This window comes from Porphyrobacter sp. LM 6 (genome assembly GCF_001720465.1).
Taxonomy (GTDB): domain Bacteria; phylum Pseudomonadota; class Alphaproteobacteria; order Sphingomonadales; family Sphingomonadaceae; genus Erythrobacter.
In genome coordinates this window covers 498,459-518,038 of record NZ_CP017113.1, presented here as the reverse complement: position 1 = coordinate 518,038, position 19,580 = coordinate 498,459, and the positions used below count along the sequence as shown (strand labels likewise).

17 protein-coding genes are annotated in these 19,580 nt (G+C 65.3%); 11 read left to right on the top strand and 6 right to left on the bottom strand.

What is annotated here, in order from left to right:
* Window positions 1-8: 8 nt before the first annotated feature.
* Genes BG023_RS02595 through BG023_RS02575 form a run of 5 tightly spaced genes read left to right on the top strand, consistent with a single transcriptional unit; the run spans window position 9 to window position 5,390 of the window.
* Window positions 9-512, top strand: coding sequence for a dihydrofolate reductase (locus BG023_RS02595; protein WP_069309077.1), 504 nt, complete (start codon window positions 9-11; stop codon window positions 510-512).
* Window positions 512-1,453 carry a bifunctional riboflavin kinase/FAD synthetase gene (locus BG023_RS02590; RefSeq protein ID WP_069309076.1) on the top strand — a complete coding sequence of 314 codons (942 nt, stop codon included), beginning with the start codon at window positions 512-514 and terminating at the stop codon, window positions 1,451-1,453. The genes BG023_RS02595 and BG023_RS02590 overlap by 1 nt, the downstream gene beginning before the upstream one ends.
* Window positions 1,446-4,451 (top strand): isoleucine--tRNA ligase, encoded by a 3,006-nt coding sequence (locus tag BG023_RS02585; RefSeq protein ID WP_069309075.1) that lies wholly within the window; start codon window positions 1,446-1,448, stop codon window positions 4,449-4,451. The genes BG023_RS02590 and BG023_RS02585 overlap by 8 nt, the downstream gene beginning before the upstream one ends.
* Window positions 4,448-4,984, top strand: a complete 537-nt coding sequence (lspA, locus tag BG023_RS02580) for a signal peptidase II (RefSeq protein ID WP_069309074.1) — start codon at window positions 4,448-4,450, stop codon at window positions 4,982-4,984. Before BG023_RS02585 ends, lspA begins: the two co-directional genes overlap by 4 nt.
* Window positions 4,977-5,390 (top strand): DUF3035 domain-containing protein, encoded by a 414-nt coding sequence (locus BG023_RS02575; RefSeq protein ID WP_069309073.1) that lies wholly within the window; start codon window positions 4,977-4,979, stop codon window positions 5,388-5,390. Before lspA ends, BG023_RS02575 begins: the two co-directional genes overlap by 8 nt.
* Window positions 5,391-5,614: 224 nt before the next feature.
* On the opposite strand, the gene BG023_RS02570 is transcribed toward BG023_RS02575, so the two are convergent.
* Complete coding sequence (locus BG023_RS02570) at window positions 5,615-6,922, bottom strand: hemolysin family protein (RefSeq protein ID WP_069309072.1); 1,308 nt, start codon at window positions 6,920-6,922, stop codon at window positions 5,615-5,617.
* Between the two features lie 193 nt (window positions 6,923-7,115).
* On the opposite strand from BG023_RS02570, the gene BG023_RS02565 reads away from it, so the two are divergent.
* Complete coding sequence (locus BG023_RS02565) at window positions 7,116-7,814, top strand: OmpA family protein (protein WP_069309071.1); 699 nt, start codon at window positions 7,116-7,118, stop codon at window positions 7,812-7,814.
* A 132-nt stretch (window positions 7,815-7,946) separates the two neighbouring features.
* On the opposite strand, the gene BG023_RS02560 is transcribed toward BG023_RS02565, so the two are convergent.
* A complete protein-coding gene (locus tag BG023_RS02560; protein ID WP_069309070.1) occupies window positions 7,947-8,723 on the bottom strand; it encodes a 3'(2'),5'-bisphosphate nucleotidase CysQ in 777 nt (258 codons plus the stop codon).
* Window positions 8,724-8,731: 8 nt separating this feature from the next.
* Between BG023_RS02560 and sucC the strand changes: the two genes are divergently transcribed.
* Window positions 8,732-10,036 (top strand): ADP-forming succinate--CoA ligase subunit beta, encoded by a 1,305-nt coding sequence (gene sucC / locus BG023_RS02555; protein ID WP_257784905.1) that lies wholly within the window; start codon window positions 8,732-8,734, stop codon window positions 10,034-10,036.
* A gap of 67 nt (window positions 10,037-10,103) precedes the next feature.
* Here sucC and BG023_RS02550 read toward each other — a convergent pair whose 3' ends face one another.
* Entirely contained in the window at window positions 10,104-10,616 is a 513-nt protein-coding gene (locus BG023_RS02550; protein WP_069309068.1) for a DUF6265 family protein, read from the bottom strand.
* A gap of 230 nt (window positions 10,617-10,846) precedes the next feature.
* Here BG023_RS02550 and BG023_RS02545 point away from each other — a divergent pair, with 230 nt between their 5' ends.
* From BG023_RS02545 to BG023_RS02535, 3 genes are all read left to right on the top strand, one after another.
* Window positions 10,847-11,593, top strand: a complete 747-nt coding sequence (locus tag BG023_RS02545; protein ID WP_069309067.1) for an electron transfer flavoprotein subunit beta/FixA family protein — start codon at window positions 10,847-10,849, stop codon at window positions 11,591-11,593.
* A 34-nt stretch (window positions 11,594-11,627) separates the two neighbouring features.
* Window positions 11,628-12,557, top strand: coding sequence for an electron transfer flavoprotein subunit alpha/FixB family protein (locus BG023_RS02540; protein ID WP_069309066.1), 930 nt, complete (start codon window positions 11,628-11,630; stop codon window positions 12,555-12,557).
* Between the two features lie 73 nt (window positions 12,558-12,630).
* On the top strand, window positions 12,631-13,530 hold the full coding sequence (locus tag BG023_RS02535) for a hypothetical protein (RefSeq protein WP_069309065.1): 900 nt from the start codon (window positions 12,631-12,633) through the stop codon (window positions 13,528-13,530).
* Window positions 13,531-13,538: 8 nt separating this feature from the next.
* Here BG023_RS02535 and BG023_RS14330 read toward each other — a convergent pair whose 3' ends face one another.
* Complete coding sequence (locus tag BG023_RS14330) at window positions 13,539-13,670, bottom strand: DUF445 domain-containing protein (RefSeq protein WP_257784904.1); 132 nt, start codon at window positions 13,668-13,670, stop codon at window positions 13,539-13,541.
* Window positions 13,671-13,717: 47 nt separating this feature from the next.
* On the opposite strand from BG023_RS14330, the gene BG023_RS02530 reads away from it, so the two are divergent.
* Complete coding sequence (locus BG023_RS02530) at window positions 13,718-14,677, top strand: energy transducer TonB (RefSeq protein WP_069309064.1); 960 nt, start codon at window positions 13,718-13,720, stop codon at window positions 14,675-14,677.
* An 18-nt stretch (window positions 14,678-14,695) separates the two neighbouring features.
* Here the strand turns inward: BG023_RS02530 and BG023_RS02525 are convergent, their stop codons facing one another.
* Both BG023_RS02525 and BG023_RS02520 read right to left on the bottom strand, forming a co-directional pair.
* Entirely contained in the window at window positions 14,696-15,997 is a 1,302-nt protein-coding gene (locus BG023_RS02525; RefSeq protein WP_069309063.1) for a DUF445 domain-containing protein, read from the bottom strand.
* 49 nt (window positions 15,998-16,046) lie between these two features.
* Entirely contained in the window at window positions 16,047-19,550 is a 3,504-nt protein-coding gene (locus BG023_RS02520; protein ID WP_069309062.1) for an efflux RND transporter permease subunit, read from the bottom strand.
* Window positions 19,551-19,580 lie beyond the last annotated feature (30 nt).

Below are 19,580 nucleotides of genomic sequence, written 5' to 3'. Positions count from 1 at the left end.
ATGGCGCAATGACGCAGGACATCGTGCTGATCTATGCCCGCGCCGCCAATGGCGTGATCGGGCGGGACGGCGATCTGCCGTGGCGCCTGCCCGCCGATCTCAGGCATTTCAAGGCGCTCACCCTTGGCAAGCCGATGATCATGGGGCGCAAGACCTTCGACAGCCTGCCCGGCCTGCTGCCCGGCCGCCGCCACATCGTGCTGACCCGCGGCAAGGACGTGGGCGAAGGGGCAGAGCGTGCCGGATCGGTCGAGCAAGCGTTGGCGCTGGCGACCGAGGGCAACGACAGCGGCGAAATCGCGGTGATCGGAGGGGCGGCGATCTATGCGCTGTTCATGCCGCTCGCTCACCGGATCGAGTTGACCCAGATCCACGCGGACTACGCAGGCGACACCGTCATGCCGCCGCTTGGCCCGGAATGGACGGAAACCGCGCGCGAGGATCACGCAGCCAAAGGCGATTATCCCGCCTTCTCGTTCCTGACCTTCCGCCGCGCCGGAGCGCAAAGCTGATGCGCTGGCTCGATCACCGCAATCCCATGCCGGGCAGCCTGCGCGGCGCTGTCATCGCGCTTGGCAATTTCGACGGGTTTCATCGCGGGCATCAGGCGGTGGCGGGCGAGGCGATTGCCTGGGCCAAGGCGGAGGGTCGCCCTTCCATCATCGCCACCTTCGATCCGCATCCGGTGCGCTTCTTCCGTCCCGATGCCCCGCCCTTCCGGCTGACCACGCTCGAACAGCGCCACGAACTCTACCTCGCCGCGGGCGCAACCGCGATGCTGGTGTTCCATTTCGATGCCGAGCTGGCGGGGACGAGCGCGGAAGATTTCATCGCCAAAATCCTCATCGAACGCTTCGGCGCGCACGGCGTGGTGACCGGCGGCGATTTCACCTTCGGGCGGCAGGCCAAGGGCAATGTCGAACTGCTGCGCACGCTCGGGGCCGAACTGGGGCTGCAATCGCGCGTGGTCGAGGCCGTGAGCGAAGGCGAGGAGGTCGTCTCCTCCAGCCGCATCCGCCAAGCGCTGAGAGACGGCGATCCGCAGGAGGCCGCGCGCCTGCTCACCCGGCCCTTCGCGATCAGGGGCATTGTCGAACACGGCGACAAGCGCGGGCGCACCATCGGCTATCCCACCGCCAACGTGACCCTCGATAACTACCTGCGCCCCAGATACGGCATATACGCCGTGACCGGGCGCCTGCTCGCCAGCGGACAAGTGCTCCACGGCGCGGCCAATATCGGCATCCGCCCGCAGTTCGAACCGCCCAAGGAGCTGCTCGAACCCTACTTCTTCGACTTCTCCGGCGACCTTTACGGGCAGGAGATCGAAGTCGCCTTCCATCACTTCCTGCGCGGCGAGGCGAAGTTCGATACCCTCGAGGCGCTGATCGAACAGATGGACAAGGATTGCGCCGAGGCGCGGCGCCTTCTAAGCGCCTCCTCCGATGACTGACGACACGACACAGCGCGATTACCGGGACACCGTCTTCCTGCCGAAGACCGATTTCCCGATGAAGGCCGGACTTCCGCAGAAGGAGCCGGGCATTGCCGCGCGCTGGGAGCAGATCGGGCTCTACAAGGCGCTGCGTGAAGCGCGTCAGGGGCGCGAGAAGTTCATCTTCCACGATGGCCCGCCCTACGCCAATGGCGATATGCATATCGGCCATGCGCTGAACCACATCCTCAAGGACATGGTCTGCCGCACCCAGAACCTGCTGGGCCGCGATGCGCCTTACGTGCCGGGCTGGGACTGCCACGGCCTTCCCATCGAGTGGAAGGTCGAGGAGCAGTACCGCAAGGACAAGAAGGCCAAGCCCGTCCTCACCGGCGCGGGGCGCGATGAAGCGGCGGTCAAGGCCTTCCGCGACGAGTGCCGCGCCTATGCCCAGCACTGGGTCGACGTGCAGCGCAGCCAGCTGAAGCGCCTCGGCGTGATGGCCGATTGGGACAATCCCTACCTCACCATGCAGAAGGAGAGCGAGGCGGTGATCGTCGCCGAGCTGCTCAAGCTGGCCGAGGCGGGGAACCTCTATCGCGGCTCGAAGCCAGTGATGTGGTCGCCTGTGGAGCAAACCGCGCTGGCCGAGGCGGAGGTCGAATACGAGGACATCACTTCGACCCAGATCGATGTGGCGTTCGAGATTGTGGAATCGCCGATCCCCGAGCTGGTCGGCGCGTATGCGGTGATCTGGACGACGACGCCGTGGACGATCCCGGTGAACCAGGCTTTGGCCTATGGGCCGGAGGTTGAGTATGAATTGCTCGACATCGTTTATGAGGCCGGTGCCGAAGAAGGTGCGTCTCCTCAATCCGGCAAGGCAGCCACCGCCGAGGCGGCAGAAGCTGCCGGGCTGCCAGATGACTGCACCCGAGTTCTGGTCGCCAAGGAACTGGTCGAAGCGTTCAAGGCCCGGCTGAATGCAGCCCTGTCGAAGATCAATGTCGAAGGTGCTGTCGGGCCGACGGTCGAAGTCTTCCCCGCGCTGGGCGTGAAGGGCGGGCGCTACAAAGGCGCAGACCTCGCCGGCACCCTCGCCCGCCACCCGATGCACCATCTCGGCGGGTTCTACGCGGCCCCGCGCCCGCTGCTCCCCGGCGATTTCGTCACCACCGATTCTGGCACCGGCCTCGTCCACATGGCGCCCGATCACGGCGAGGACGACTTCGATCTGTGCAAGGCGAACGGCATCAACCCCGTCTTCGCGGTGATGGACGACGGGCGCTACCGCGACGACTGGGGCTGGCTCGGCGCATCCGACGAGCGGCGCATGAGCGTCATCAACCCCAAGTTCAACGCGCCCGATGGCCCGATCTGTTCGGACCTGCGCGACGCGGGTGCGCTGCTCGCCGCAAGCGCGGATTACGCACACTCCTACCCGCATTCGTGGCGCTCCAAGGCCAAGGTGATCTTCCGCTGCACCCCGCAGTGGTTCGTGCCGATGGACCGCGATCTTGGCGATGGCACCACGCTCCGCAGCACCGCCCTCGCCGAAATCCAGCGGGTCGAATTCATCCCCGCCAAGGGCCGCAACCGCCTCGGCTCGATGGTCGAAGGGCGGCCCGACTGGGTGCTCTCGCGCCAGCGCGCGTGGGGCGTGCCGATCACGCTGTTCGTGCGGCCCGATGGATCATTTCTGGCTGATCCGGCAGTCAACGCCCGCATCGTCGCGGCGGTGAATGACGAGGGCATGGACGCGTGGAACAGCGCCAACAAGGCCGCCTTCCTCGGCCCCGACTACAACCCCGCCGAGTTCGAGATGGTCACCGACATTCTCGACGTGTGGTTCGATAGCGGCTGCACCCACGCCTTCGTGCTCGAAAGCGGGCGCTGGCCGGACCTCACATGGCCCGCCAACCTCTATCTCGAAGGATCGGATCAGCACCGCGGCTGGTTCCAGTCGAGCCTGCTTGAAAGCTGCGTCACCCGCGGCCGCGCGCCCTATGATCAGGTTCTTACCCACGGCTTCACGATGGATGCCAAGGGCAAGAAGATGTCGAAGAGCCTCGGCAACACCATCGATCCGCTGAAGGTGATGGAGCAATACGGCGCGGATATCATCCGCCTGTGGGCGCTTTCGGTCGACTTCACCGAAGATCACCGCATCGGCGATGAAATCCTGAAAGGTGTGGGCGACCAGTACCGCAAGCTGCGCAACACCTTCCGCTATCTGCTCGGCGCGCTCGACGGGTTCGTGGGCGACATGAGCGATGCGGGCGAACTGCCCGAGCTGGAAGTCTATATCCTCGCGCTGCTTTCCGAGCTGGACGGGAAGCTGAAGGCGGCGGCAGAAGCTTACGACTTCAACCTCTACACCCGCCTGCTGGTTGATTTCTGCAACGAAGACCTGTCGGCCTTCTTCTTCGATATCCGCAAGGACAGCCTCTATTGCGACGGGCCGGACAGCGTGACGCGCAACGCCTATCGCACCGTGCTCGACCTCTTGTTCCACGCGCTGGTGCGCTATGCCGCGCCGGTGCTGGTGTTTACGGCGGAAGAGGTGTGGATGAGCCGCTATCCCGAGGATGGCGAGGCCGATGATGCGGGTCAGCGCGGCTCGGTGCACCTGCTCGAATGGCCGAGTGTGCCGAAGGTGAATGTCAGCAACGACTTCTTGCTCAAGTGGGGCGAGCTTCGGAAGTTGCGCGATGAGGTGAACGAGGCAATTGAGCCGCTGCGTCGTGACAAAGTTATCCGCTCGAGTCTTGAAGCGGAAGTCGTGCTCCCCGACTTAGATGGTATCCTGCGAGATTATCGGAACGTCGAGTTCCTCTCGGAGCTGTTCATCACTGCGACAGTTGCTTTCGACAAGGGCGTTGAAAAGCCCATGATCACCAAGACCCAACACCACAAGTGCACCCGCTGCTGGCGCCATCTGCCCGATGTGGCAGAAGACGGCGCGCTGTGCGGGCGCTGCGACGATGCCGTCGCGCAGCTGGATGCAGCTCAATGAGCGGCCTCGTCACCCGCAACCGGCTGATCGGGCTGGCGCTCGCGGCGCTGATCGTGATCGTCGATCAGGCGGTGAAGTGGTATGTGATCAAGGTGCTCTCGCTGCGCGAGGTCGGCCATGTCGATCTGCTGTCGTTCTTCGATTTCACCTATACCGAGAACCGCGGCATCTCGCTCGGCCTGCTGGAAGCGACCAGCATGGAAAGCCGCTGGCTGCTGGTGGCAATGACCGCCGCAATCGCGGTGGTGGTGCTGGTGTGGATGATGCGCGAGAAGCTGCTCGGCGATATCGCCGCGCTGGCGCTGATCCTCGGCGGGGCGCTGGGCAATATCCGCGACCGCTTCGAATTCGGCTACGTCATCGATTACGCCGATTTCCACATCGGCGATTTCCGCCCCTTCCTGATCTTCAACATCGCCGATGCGGCTATCACCATCGGCGTTGTCATTATCCTTGCCCGCAGCCTGCTGGTGCGCGACAAGGGCGCGACCGATACCGGGGACACGCCCCGTGGAGAGACTGACAATGCGTAAGTTTGCCCCTGTGATTGTGCTGGCCGGCTGTTCGGCGATGCTGGCTGCCTGTGGCGGCGGCGGCGGGGTGTTCAACCGCGAGCGGCCCGATGAATTCGCAGTGCAGCGTCAGGCGCCGCTGGTGGTGCCGCCCGATTTCAGCCTGACCCCGCCCGCCCCCGGCGCCCCGCGCCCGAGCGAAGGGACGGCATCCGAGCAGGCTCTCGACGCGCTGTTCGGTGGCCCCGCGCCGCGCAGCCGGGTCGAAGCGAGCGTGATCGACCGTGCCGGCAGCGCCGCACCGGGCATCCGCAGTGTGGTTGGCGACAACCAGACCAACACCGTCGCCAAGGGTCGCGTGACCCGCGATATCATCGCCGCACCGCAGGGCGACGGGCAGTCGGCTTCGGCGGTAATACCTTCCTGATTTGACCCTCAAACGCCGGGCGCGGGCCATCCGGCCCGCTTGGCTTTCGCGGCATAAGCCGCGGCGCGCGTTCGCGCTTGCGACACCTACGGTGTCGGTTTGTATTGCACCAAACGGAGGCGTAGCCTCCGCAAGGCCGAATGGCCGCCCGAGCTTATGCGAGGAAAGCCAAGGCGGACGGATGTCCGCCGCCCGGCGTCTGAGGGCGAAATAAAAACGCGGCCTTACTCGCCCTCGCCCTTCACACGGCTGACAAGCAGCTTGTCGATCCGGCGGCCGTCCATGTCGACGACCTCGAAGCGCCAGCCCTGATCGGTGAAGTGCTCGCCTTCGCCCGGCAGCTTCTTCATCACCGACAGCACATAGCCCGCCGCCGTGCCGAATTCGCGGTCCTCGCCGTAATCGAGACCCAGCCGGTCGGCCAGCGCATCGGCAGACAGCGAGCCCGAGACCAGCAGCGAGCCATCCTCGCGCTCGACCACCGAGGGCAGATCGCCGTCATCGCTATCGCTGGCGAAGTTGCCGACGATCGCGGTGAGCAGATCGACCGGGGTCACGATCCCTTCGAAATGCCCGTATTCATCGTGCACCACCGCCATCGCCACATCCGCCGATTGCAGCACCCTGAGCGCGTCCATCGCGTCGAGCTGGTCGGGCACAACCTCGGCCTTGCGCATCATGTCACGGATCGAAACCGGCCCGCCGCGCACCATCGCGGCAAGCACGTCGCGCACCTTGACCACACCGAGGATCGCATCGGGCGAGCCATCGGCAACCGGCAGCAGCGAATGCGAGCTGGCTTCGATCGTCTCGCGCATCTCGTCGGCATCGGCATCGGCCTCGATCCAGTCGACCTCGGTGCGCGGGGTCATCATCTCGCGCACCGGGCGTTCGGCCAGCCGCACCACGCCGGTCAGGAGCTGGCGCTGCTCCGCCTCGATCGCGCCCGAGCGCGTCGCTTCGGCAAAGATCATGTGCAGCTCTTCGGCGGTGACCCGCGCATCATCGCCGGCGCGAATGCCGAACAGCCGGATTACCGCCGCCGAGCTGGAATCGAGTAGCCACACCAGCGGCGCCGCCGCGCGCGCCACGAAGGACATCGGCCGCGCCATCACCAGCGACACCGGCACCGCCGCGCGCAAGGCAAGCTGCTTGGGCACCAGCTCGCCGACGATCAGGCTGAGATAGGTGGTAATGGCGATCACCAGCGCAAAACCGGTTTCATCGGCATAGGTCTGCGCCATTCCCAGCGCCACCAGCCGTTCGCCCACCGGGCCGCCCAGGCTCGCGCCCGAATAGGCCCCGGCGATGATCCCGATCAGGGTGATCCCGATCTGCACGGTCGAAAGGAACTTGCCCGGGTTGGCCGCCAGATCGAGCGCGATCCGCGCGCTGGTCGATCCCCCTTCCGCCTTGGCTTCGAGCGTGCTGGTCTTGGCGGAAACGATCGCCAACTCGGACATGGCGAACACCCCGTTGAGCACAATCAGGGCGAGGATGATGAACAGGTCTGACCAGGGAAACGGCGTCACGGCATCAGCGCTAGCACAAACTGGCGGCGATGCCATCCGGGCATTCCGCCGCTCCTGAACGGATGGGCACACTCCCATTCAACTGCGGTCAATGCGCCGGACGCCAAGAGAGCGCCATCCCCGACAGGCCGCTGCCTTGTCGCCAACCGGGCGACGTGGCAATGTCGGCACAGTTGCTAAGGGAGGGACTGATATGACTTTTTCGCGTTTCCTGATGTCCGGGACGGCGGCTCTGGCCCTGCTCGGCACCACCACCGCCTGCGTTACTGACCCCAACACCGGCGAGAAGAAGATTTCGCGCACTGCCATCGGCGCGATCGGCGGCGGCACGCTGGGCTATCTGCTCGGCGGCGCCATCGGCGGCGATACCGGACGCATCATCGGTGCCGGGATCGGCGGTTCGGCCGGCGCGGTGATCGGCAAGCAGTATGACGACCAGATCAAGGAACTGAAGGAACAGACCGCCGGCAGCGGCGTGGATGTCGAAGAAGTCGGCGATCAGGACGCAATTCTGGTGCGCCTGCCCGACGGCGTGACCTTCGCCACCGGCTCCGCGGCGATCAACCCCGGCTTCCTCGATACGCTCAACAGCGTCGCCGAATCGCTGATCAAGTACCCGAACAGCCTGATCGACGTGTACGGCTTCACCGACACCACCGGCTCGCCCGCCACCAACCAGCGCCTGTCCGAAGAGCGCGCGCAGGCGGTCGCCGATTATCTCGCCGCGCGCGGCGTGGCGCGGGCGCGGATCGCGACCAAGGGCTTTGGCGAAGCGTATGACTCGCTGCGGGTGAAGACCGCCGACAACGTCAACGAGCCGCTCAACCGCCGGGTCGAAATCAAGATCACCCCGATCAGCCAGGAAGACGTGGCTGCGGCACGCGCGCAGTAAGGTGGGTGGGGGCGCCTCCGCGCCCCCACTCCTCGCTCACGCGACCTGAAGGTCGCGTCGCTGCGGGCGCGCGTTCGCGCTTGCGGGACCGCCCATTGGGCGGCCCGTTTGCGTTCTGAGGACCAGAAAGGCTTAACGCAGCGCCTTTGCCCGCTCTGCCAGCCGTTCGACCGCGGCGGCGTGGATCGCGGGGGCGCAGACCAGCAGGCCGAAATCGCGCGGGTCGTGCTTGTTGTAGGCGAGCGGCGCGCCGAAGGCATCGGTGACTTCCGCCCCGGCCTCGCGCGCGATCAGGGTCGCGGCGGCGATATCCCATTCAAAGCCCCAGCGCAGCGTCGCGACGAGATCGGCGCGATCATCGGCGACCATCGCGATCCTGAGCGCGATCGAATTGGGCTGCTCGACCGCGACGAGATCGCTGTCTTCCTTGGGGAGCGTGTGGGTCGGCACGCGTGCGCCGGGGAACTGGCTGCGGGTGCTCGCTCTGATCGGTGCGCCATTGAGCGTTGCGCCTTGTCCCGCAAGCGCCAGCCATTCCTCGCCCCGCACAGGCGCGGCGAGCATCCCGATCAGGGGCTTGCCCGCGCTCACCAGCGCCACCGACACTGCCCAGCCGCTACGCCCGCGCACGAAATCGCGGGTACCGTCGATCGGATCGACCAGCCAGATCAGCCCGCTCGCTGTGCGGCCCTTGTCATCGACGGTTTCCTCCGACAGCCACGCCGCCGAGGGCAACAGCCGGGTCAATTCGCGCTTCAAAAAGCGGTCGACCTCGAGATCAGCCTCGCTCACCGGATTGTTCGGGGTCTTGTCCCAGCTGTGCAGGTCATGGCCCGCCCCCGGCCAGCGCGAATGGGCGATGCGGCCCGCCTCGCGGACAATCTCTTGAAGGCGATCCCTGTCAATCATGAGAGGCTATGGTGTTGGCCTTGCCGCAGGCACTTTTCAAGCCTGTCGATCCGTGCTTAGGCCGCCCGCAGACAAACCTCTCCCCAGGATTTGAAGCAAGGGATCGACACGCCATGAACGTCCACGAATACCAGGCCAAGGAACTGCTCGCGAGCCACGGGATCGCTGTCCCCGCAGGCCATGCCGCGCTGAGCGTCGAAGAAGCGGTTGAAGCCGCCAAGAAGCTGCCCGGGCCGCTCTATGTCGTGAAGGCCCAGATCCATGCCGGCGGACGCGGCAAGGGCAAGTTCAAGGAACTCCCCGCTGACGCCAAGGGCGGCGTGCGCCTCGCCAAGAGCCTTGATGAAGTGCGCGCCCACGCCACCGAAATGCTCGGCAACACGCTGGTCACCATCCAGACGGGGGATGCGGGCAAGCAGGTGAACCGCCTCTACATCACCGACGGCGTCGACATCGCCAAGGAATACTACCTCTCGCTGCTGGTTGACCGCGCTTCGGGCCGCGTCGCCTTCGTGGTTTCGACCGAGGGCGGGATGGACATCGAAACCGTGGCGCATGACACGCCCGAGCTGATCACCACTTTCACCGTCGATCCCGCACAGGGCTTCCAGCCGCACCATGGCCGCGCGGTGGCCTTCGCGCTCAAGCTCAAGGGCGATCTCAACAAGCAGGCGCAGAAGCTCGCCAAGCAGCTCTATGACGCCTTCCTCGCCACCGATTGCGAGATGCTGGAAATCAACCCGCTGGTCGAAAGCGAAGACGGCAAGCTGCTGGTGCTCGACGCCAAGATGAGCTTCGATGGCAACGCCCTCTACCGCCACCCCGATATCGAAGCCCTGCGCGACGAGACCGAGGAAGACCCGGCGGAAGTCGAGGCATCCGAATATGATCTCGCCTACATCAAGCTCGACGGGAACATTGGCTGCATGGTGAACGGCGCAGGGCTGGCGATGGCGACGATGGACATCATCAAGCTCAACGGCGCCTTCCCGGCGAACTTCCTCGACGTGGGCGGCGGCGCCACCACCGAGAAGGTGACGGCGGCCTTCAAGATCATCCTCAAGGACCCGGCGGTCGAGGGCATCCTCGTCAACATCTTCGGCGGGATCATGAAGTGCGACGTGATCGCCAACGGGATCGTCCAGGCGGCGAAGGACGTGAACCTCCAGGTTCCGCTGGTCGTGCGCCTCGAAGGCACCAACGTGGCCGAAGGCAAGGCGATCCTCGCCAATTCGGGCCTCGCGATCGTGCCCGCCGACAACCTCGGCGATGCGGCGAAGAAGATCGTCGCGGAAGTGAAGAAGGCGGCCTGATTACTGTGCGCCCGCCCCTCCGGGCGGGCGTCCAGTCGGCCTTGCAGTCGCAAGTGCGACCGGTTCTTCAACGCCCCGTCTTGCGGAACCGGAACACAAGTTCCTGCGGTTCGGGCTTGGCACTTTTCATCCGCACCGCGACCACCATCCCGCCCTCGCCATCACAGCGATAGGTGAGAGCATTGAAATAGAGCGCGCAGGGTTCCGCCGCGATCAGGCGGAAGGTGATCATCCCGTCCTTCTCCTCCCAGCCGGTCAGGTCGGGGTTGAAGTGCTTGAGCTTCACGACGAGGCTGCCGTCCTGCTCCATCAGATACATGTGCTCGGAAAACATGATCCCCCCGGCGGCGGTTTCCTGGACGAAGACACCGACCATCGTGTCCCCCGACGGCGCGAGCCAGCTTTCATGCGCCTCGGCCCCGCCGATCCCGCTGCCGCTCCATGATCCGATCAGCCACGCAGCCTCGGCGATTGTGGCTGCGGGCGCGGGCGCACCGTCCGCGGCCATGCGAGTTTCTTGCGCCGCCAGCGGGGTTGCGGCCAGCAGCGCAAGGCCTGCCAACCATGCCAATTTGCCCATCACGTCATCCCTCCCCGATCCCTTACGTATCTGTGCCGGGTCAGGCGGTAAAGCACTGGTGATTTGAGGGCTTGACCTGCGGATGCCGGAAAGCAAGGGGGTGGGCACATCCTTGGCCTTCGGCACGCCCGCCTCGCTTGACGTTTACGTAAACGCAAGCTAGGCGGACATCCAAGGCCTCAGTCCCAGTGATTCTGGGCCAGTGATTTTGTGAGAGGAAGGAACGCCCCATGAAGATCCTCGTCCCCGTCAAGCGGGTGATCGATTACAACGTCAAGCCGCGGGTCAAGGCCGATGGCACGGGCGTTGACCTTGCCAACGTCAAGATGAGCATGAACCCGTTCGACGAGATCGCGGTCGAAGAAGCCATCCGCCTCAAAGAAAAGGGCGCGGCGACTGAAATCGTGGCGGTTTCCGTCGGCCCGGCCAAGGCGCAGGAAACGCTCCGCACCGCGCTCGCCATGGGCGCCGACCGTGCGATCCTCGTCGAGACCGAAGAAGAGGTCGAGCCGCTGGCGGTTGCCAAGATCCTCAAGGCGATTGCCGATGAAGAAGCCCCCGGCCTCGTCATCCTCGGCAAGCAGTCGATCTCGGACGATTCGAACCAGACCGGTCAGATGCTCGCAGCCCTGATGGGCCGTCCGCAGGGCACCTTCGCCAACACCGTCGCCGTCGAAGGCGACAGCGTCGTGGTGAAGCGCGAAGTCGATGGGGGCTTGCAGACCGTGAAGCTCGCGCTCCCCGCGATCGTCACCACCGACCTGCGCCTCAACGAGCCGCGCTATGCTTCGCTGCCGAACATCATGAAGGCCAAGCAGAAGCCGCTCGCGACCAAGACCGCTGCCGATTACGGCGTCGATCTGACCCCGCGCCTCAAGACCCTCAAGGTCGCCGAGCCGCCGGTGCGCCAGGCGGGCGAAAAGGTCGCCGACGTCGCCGCGCTGGTCGAAAAGGTCAAGGCGCTCGGCATCGCGTAAGCGCGCCGCGCCTCAGATATAAGGAACATTCGAGATGAAGACTCTGGTTCTCGTCGAACATGACAACACCAAGGTGAACGACGCGACGCTCGCGGTGGTCACCGCTGCCGGCAAGCTCGGCGAAGTGCACCTGCTGGTCGCCGGCCACAACTGCGGCGGCGTGGCGGAAGCTGCCGCGAAGATCGCAGGCGTTGCCAAGGTTCATGTCGCGGATGACGCGGCTTACGCCAACGGCCTTGCCGAAAACGTCGCCCCGCTGGCCGCCGGCCTGATGGCCGATCACGACGCCTTCCTCGCCGCTGCCACCACGCAGGGCAAGAACGTCGCCCCGCGCGTCGCCGCACACCTTGACGTGATGCAGGTCAGCGAGATCCTGTCGGTTGAAGGCCCCAAGACCTTCACCCGTCCGATCTACGCCGGCAACGCCATCGCCACGGTTGAATCGACCGATGCCAAGCTGGTCATCACCGTGCGCGGCACCGCGTTCGAAAAGGCGGCGACCGAAGGCGGCTCGGCGGCGATCGAAGCTGTCGGCGGCGCAGGCGATGCCGGCACCTCGACCTTCGTCAGCTCGGAAATCGCCAAGAGCGAGCGTCCGGAACTGACCAGCGCCAAGATCATCGTCTCGGGTGGCCGCGCGCTCAAGGACGCGGAAACCTTCGAAGCTGTCATCACCCCGCTCGCCGACAAGCTCGGCGCAGCCATCGGCGCGAGCCGCGCGGCGGTCGATGCGGGCTATGTCCCCAACGACTATCAGGTCGGCCAGACCGGCAAGATCGTCGCGCCGGAAGTGTACTTCGCCATCGGCATCTCGGGCGCAATCCAGCACCTTGCCGGGATGAAGGACTCGAAGGTCATTATCGCCATCAACAAGGACGAAGACGCCCCGATCTTCCAGGTCGCGGACATCGGCCTTGTGGCTGACCTCTATGCGGCGGTGCCGGAGCTGACCGGCGCGCTGTAAGGCGCTGCCCATCTAAGGGCTTGAGATTGAAAAGAACCTCCGGCAGGCTACGCGCTTGCCGGAGGTTTTTCTTATGGGTCGCACCTGTCTCGCTGTTCTGGCCGCCGCGCTCGCCATTCAGCCCGTGTCGGCGGCCGAACCCGTCACGCTCGAACCGAGCAGCAAGTGGCAGGTCGATTTCGACAAGGACAAATGCCGGCTGATCCGCCTGTTCGGGCCGGAGACAGCCCGCAATATCCTGATCCTCGAACAATATTTCCCGGCTAAGCATTTCGGCCTCGTCGCCGCTGGCCCGGCGTTCGATGGAACCAAGCCGTCTATCAAGGGGAACATGGTGCGGTTCCTCCCTGACCGCCCTCCCAACACGCAGGAACCCCTGATCGGCCCACTCGAGGGCTATGGCCGGGCGCTGTACTACCGGGCGGTCGCCCTAGAGGGTGTTCAGGACAAGCCATTGACCAGTGCAAACGAGTCCGAAGACCTCAAGGCACCAATGATGCTCGATCCGGCTTTGGGTGCCGACGTCAGGTTTGTCGATATCACCCATGCTGACGCGCAGGTGCGGCTGATGACCGGGTCGCTCGACCGCCCGATCGCGGTAATGAACGAATGCCTGCTTGATCTCATCGGGTCCTGGGGCCTCGACCCCGAACAGCATCGCACCGCGACTCGCCTGGCGCAGCCGCGTGACTGGCAGACAACGGCAGATCGGCTCTCTGGCCGTATCCCTTGGGAGCGGCTCCAGACGCAAAGTGGAATGAACTTCCTCCGGGTCCGGCTTATCATCGGGACAAAGGGCGAGGTCGAGAGCTGCAAGCTACTAGAAGTTACCGACCCCAGGCTCGAAGCGGAGACCTGCAAAGGAGCAAGGCGCCTACAGATCGACCCGGCGTTGGACGCGGCGGGCGAGCCCATGCGGTCTTACTTGCCGATCGACTTTTTTATAACCACGGGCGCGCCGCGCACGATCTAAGCCCCGGGTTAAAGCGCCTGCGCGATGGCGTGCAGCGTCATGCCCACCAGCCCGCCGACCAGCGTCCCGTTGATGCGGATGAACTGGAGGTCGCGGCCTACCGCGCCTTCGACGCGGGCGGCGGGCACATCCGGGTCCATGCTCGCAAGGACTTGAGCATAAAGGTGAAACGCGTCAGACTGTGCTCATGCCCGGAGGCCTCCCGATGCGTCGTGCCATTCTGTCCCCTGTCGCGCTGACCGCTGCTCTGGCCGCCGCGCTCACGCCTGCGCCTGCCGCCGCGGCACCCCTGGTGCTCAAGCCGTCATCGGACTGGGCGCTCAAGAGCTATGACGACAAATGCCGGATGATTCGCACCTTCGGCTCGGGCGAGGACGAGCTGGTGCTGTGGATCGACAAGGGCGGCCCCGGCCCGGCGGTCAATCTCACGCTGATCGGGCGGGCGGTGCGCAGTCCCTATGGCGCCTTTACCCGCATCGGCTTTGCGCCCGGCGATCTGGTCGAACGCAGCTTCATCACTGCCAAATCGAGCAAAGGACGGCCGGTGCTGGGGGTGTTCGGGGTGCAGCCGGTGTCGCTGCTGCCCGATGAAGCTCTGGCCGCAGACAAGCAGCGGCAGTCGGGCGAGGAGCAGGTCGATTTCGCGGATGGCGCGCTCACAGCGGTCGCCTCCGAAGCGACGATCCAGCAACGCTATGCAGCGATCACGGCGCTTGAACTCAACGGGGCAGTGATCGATCCGATCACGCTGCAAATCGATGACATGCTGCCGATGGCGCAGCAGCTGCTTGCATGCACCGCGGCGCTGACCGATCGTCTGGCGCGCGCGTCACAAGGGGGCGCAGACGGTAGCACGCGAATCAAAACCAGGGACGAAGCGACTTGGGCAGGCAAGATCCAGGCCGACTATCCCTTTCATCTCCTGCGCGCCGGGCAGCAGGGTAGGGTGGCGGTGCGGGTGACGGTCAACAAGGAGGGCGAGCCGACCTTCTGCGAGGTGACCGCCTATGATGGTCCTGCCTCGTTCAACGACAGCGCCTGCCTGCTTATGCTCCGCCACGCGAAATTCAGTCCGGCAACCGATGCCGCGGGCAACCCGGTCGCGGCATTTTATTCGACGCGGATCACCTACCGCATCAACAATTAGGCCGGATCGCCGTGCTGCCTAAAGCGCCTGCGCGATGGCGTGCAGCGTCATGCCCACCAGCCCGCCGACCAGCGTGCCGTTGATGCGGATGAACTGAAGGTCGCGGCCTACCGCGCCTTCGACGCGCGCGGTGATCGTGGTGGCGTCCCAACGGCGCACCGTTTCCGACACCAGCCGCACGATCTGGTCGCCATAGCGCGTCGCCACGCCCACCATCGTGCGGCGCGCGAAGCGGTTGATCTGGTGTTGCAGCCGCACGTCCGCCTGGAGCGCGGCGCCCAGCTCGGCGAGCATGGTCCGCATTTCCTCGCCCATGCCGCTTTCGGGATCGCGGGCGCGGCGGATGAGCGACTGGCGGATGCGTTCCCACACCCCCGTCCACCACACCGCCACCGCCGGATTGGCGATCAGATCGCGCTTGATGTCCTCGACCCGCGCGCGGGTTTCGGGATCGTGCTGCAAGTCCTGCCCGAGCTTGGCCAGCCCCTCCTCGACCTTGCCGCGCAGGGGGTGATCGGGGTTCACCAGCACCTCGGCGAGCAGCTTGTAGAGCCCGTCGAGCACGCTGGAGGAGATGGTCTTGTCGATCCCGGCCCAGCGCAGCACGCCCGCCACGCGCTGGTGGATGATCTCGCGCACTGTCTCTTCGTTGTCCTCGAGCGTCAGGCCGGCCCAGCGCACGAAGCCGTCGATCAGCGGCTGGTGGCGGCGGTCGGCCATGGTCGTCTCGATCAGGCGTCCGGCGAGCGGGGCGACTTCGAGCTTGGCGATCTGGCTGGCCAATCCGCTGCGCACCTGATTGCCGAGCCGGTCGGGATCCAGGCTTTCGAGCACCTCGGCGAGCAGCTCGGCCGCGCCCGAGGTGATGCGCGAGCGCACATCGACCGCGCCATTGACGCCGCGCTCGGGTGAGGCGGCGAGGAACTCGCCCACAGCCTTGGCGACATTCATGGCGGCCATGCGCCGGGCGACCACCGCAGGCGTGAGGAAGTTCTCGCGCAGGAACTGCGCCATGGTGTCCGCGATGCGATCCTTGTTTTCAGGGATGATCGCGGTGTGCGGGATCGGCAGGCCGAGGGGGTGCCGGAACAGCGCGGTCACCGCGAACCAGTCGGCGAGCCCGCCCACCATCGCGGCTTCGGCGAAGGCGTTGACATAGCCCCACGCCTGATGCCCCGTCATCGCAAGGCCGTGTGTGGCGATGAAGATCGCCGCCATTGCGGCCAGCATCCCTGTCGCCGTCCAGCGCATCCGCCGCGCACGGTCGGCGGTGAGCGGCTGGCCGCCAAAGGTCAGAGGCCTCAGAGAGCGCGTCGCCATGATCTCAAGCCTTAGCGCGATTAGGGCGTGGCAGTCACGCCCTAACCCGTCATTCGGCCGGCATCGGCACCGGCGGGCGACGATCATCGCCCGGCTGATAGGTCAGCAGCTTGGCCCGCAGCCACGGCCCGACGCGCTTTTCGAAGCCGTCTGCCAGGCTGAAGCCCGCCGGCACGATCAGCAGCGTGAGCATGGTCGACAGGATCAGCCCGCCGATCACCACGATGCCCATCGGCTGGCGCCAGGCCCCGTCGCCGGTCAGCGAAATCGCCACCGGCACCATGCCCGCAGTCATCGCCACAGTGGTCATCACGATCGGCTGCGCGCGCTTGTGCCCGGCATCCATGATCGCTTCGAGCTTGGGCACGCCCTTGTTCATCTCCTCGATCGCGAAGTCGATCAGCAGGATCGAGTTCTTCGAGACGATGCCTAGCAGCAGCAGGATACCGATATAGACCGGCATCGATTGCGGCTGGCCGAGCAGCCAGATCAGCAGCACCCCGCCGAGCGGCGCCAGCGCCAGCGAGGTCATGTTGACCAGCGGGCTCATGAGCCGCTTGTAGAGCAGCACCAGCACCGCAAACACCAGCAGCACCCCGGCGATGATCGCGATGATCAGGTTCTGGATCAGTTCGGCCTGCCACTGTTCTTCGCCCACCACGTCGCGGATCACGCCGACCGGCAGGCTCTTGAGCACCGGAAGGGCATCGATCTGCGCCTGCGCCTCGCCCTTGAGCACGCCCGGCGCAAGGTCGGCGCCCACCAGCACGCGGCGGTTCTGGTTGTAGCGCTGGATCGCGGTCGGGCCGGAACCGAAGGTAATGTCGGCCACCCGGCTCAGCGGCACCGATCCGCCGCCCGTAAGCGGCACGGGCAGGTTTTCGATGGTGCGGAAATCGGTCCGCGATTCCTGCGACAGGCGCACCGTGATCGGGATCTGGCGATCCGACAGCGAGAAGCGCGCGGCGTTCTGCTCGATCTCGCCCAGCGTCGCGATGCGGATCGTCTGCGACAGGGCGGCTGTGGTCACGCCCAGTTCGGCCGCAATCTTTTCGCGCGGGGTGATGATGATTTCGGGGCGGTTGAGGTCGGCGCTGATGCGCGGGGCAACCAGCGTCTTCAGGCCCTTCATCTCCTCGACCAGCTTGGCTGCGGTCCTTTCCAGAACCTCCGGATTGGAACCGGCCAGCATCACCGTCATGTCGCGGCCCGAACCGAAGCCGCTGCGCTGCGACTGGAACCGCACGCGGGCATCGGGGAAGCGCGCCAGCTTGGCACCGAGCTCGCGCTCGAATTCGATCGAGGTGCGCTCGCGATCCTCTGACAGCTTGACGAAAATGGTCGAGCTTTCGCCGAGCCGGATGCGCTCGAGCAGCTGGATGACCTCCGGCTCCTTGCGCAATTCATCGGCGACCGCATTCACCACCCGCTTGGTCTGGGCCAACGAGGTGCCGGGCACCAATTCGATCTCGACCCGGCTGTTCTCGGAATCGATGCTGGGCTGGAACTGGCCGGGGATCTGGCCGATCAGCAGGATCGTCATCAGGAACGAGAACCAGCCGATGGCGAGCATCCATACGCGATGATCGTAGAACCGCGCGGTCATCCAGCGCAGAGTTTGCGAAGCCCGGCTGGGGCCATTGGACGGCGTCTCGATCAGCTTGAAGGTGCCGTAAGCGGCGAGGAACGACAGGATCGATATCAGCAGCACGATCGCCACTTCGAAGATCTTGGCGACCACCTTGTGCAGGTTGCTGAATTCCTCGGCGGAAACGGCGACGGCGATTTCCTTGTGCACGCCGAGCCCAAGCAGGCCCTTCCAAAGAGGGGCTGCGTTCATATTGGTCGCAATAGCCGCCGAAAATGAGCCATTGGCCAGCTCGAACATCGCCACCAGCGACACGGCCAGCAGCACCAGCACCGTCAGCAGCAGCCCGAAGGCATAGGCGACGCGGTGGCGCGGGCCGTTCAGCCCGGCGCGGCGCACCGCCATGCGGCCCGTGTCCAGCGTCCACGCCAGAACGTTCATATAGGTATCGATGAAGCGGCCCTCGCCGTGTTCGGCGACGCCCTTGGCCTTGAGGAAATAGGCCGCCATCAGCGGCGTGATCATGCGCGCCACCGCAAGGCTCATCAGCACCGCGACGACCACGGTGATCCCGAAGTTCTTGAAGAACTGGCCCGCGATGCCCGGCATCAGGCCGACGGGCAGGAACACCGCGACGATACAGAAGCTGGTTGCAACCACCGGCAGACCGATCTCGTCCGCCGCGTCGATACTCGCCTGATAGGCGGTCTTGCCCATCCGCATATGTCTGACGATGTTCTCGATCTCCACGATCGCATCGTCGACCAGCACGCCCGCCACCAGCGCGAGCGCGAGCAGCGAGAGGAAGTTGAGGTTGAACCCGAGCAGATCCATGAACCAGAAGGTCGGGATCGCCGACAGCGGGATTGCGACCGCGCTGATCGCCGTGGCGCGCCAGTCGCGCAGGAAGATGAACACCACGACCACCGCAAGCACCGCGCCTTCGACCAGCGCCCACATCGAGGACTTGTATTGGCTGCGGGTATAGGTGGTGTTGGTCGACAGCTTGATGAACTTGACGCCGGGGTTCTCGGCTTCGATCTTGTCCATCTCCACCAGCGCCGCGTCATAGACCGCGAGGTCTGAAGCGCCGCGCGCGCGGTTCATGTAGAAGTTGACGACTTCCTTGCCATTGACCTCGCTGATCGAGGTGCGTTCGGAAATGCCGTCGCGCACGGTGGCGATGTCGGCGAGGCGCACAGAGCGTCCACCGCCGAGCTGGACCTGGGTCTGCGACAGTTCGTAGGCAGTGTCCGAATTGCCGAGCACGCGCAGCGACTGGCGGGTGCCGCCGACTTCGGCAAGACCGCCCGCCGCGTCGAGATTGGTCTGGCGCAGCGCGGCGTTGATCTGCGAGGCGGTGACCCCGAACGACTGGATGCGCGCCGGATCGAGGATCACCTCGATCTGCCGGTCGACCCCGCCGAAGCGCTGGACCTCGGCCATGCCGGGGATCTTGAGCAGCCGCTTGGCGACCGTATCGTCGATGAACCAGCTCAATTGTTCGAGCGTCATGTCATCGGCTTCGACCGCGACATAGCCGATCGCTTCGCCGACCGCGTTGATCTTGTTGACCCGTGGCTCGAGGATGCCGTCGGGCAAGCTCCCGCGCACACTGTCGATCGCGGTTTCGACCTCGTTCACCGCCTCGATCAGGTCGGTGCCGATCTCGAACTCGACGAAGGTCTGGGAACTGCCTTCGCGCGCGGTGGACTGGATCGAATTGACCCCGGCAATCGCGCGCAGCGCGCTTTCGACGCGCTGGGTGATCTGGTTCTCGATCTCGGTCGGGGAAGCGCCGGGCTGAGCGATGGTGACCATGACCGCGGGGAATTCGACGTCGGGGTTGTTGGTGACGTCCATCCGCAGGAAGCTGACGATGCCCGCAAACAGGAGGCCGGTGAAGAACACCAGCGGAATCACCGGATTGCGGATCGACCAGGCCGAGATGTCGCGTAACGCCATGATTTCCCTGTCTACTTCCTGCTCAAATGG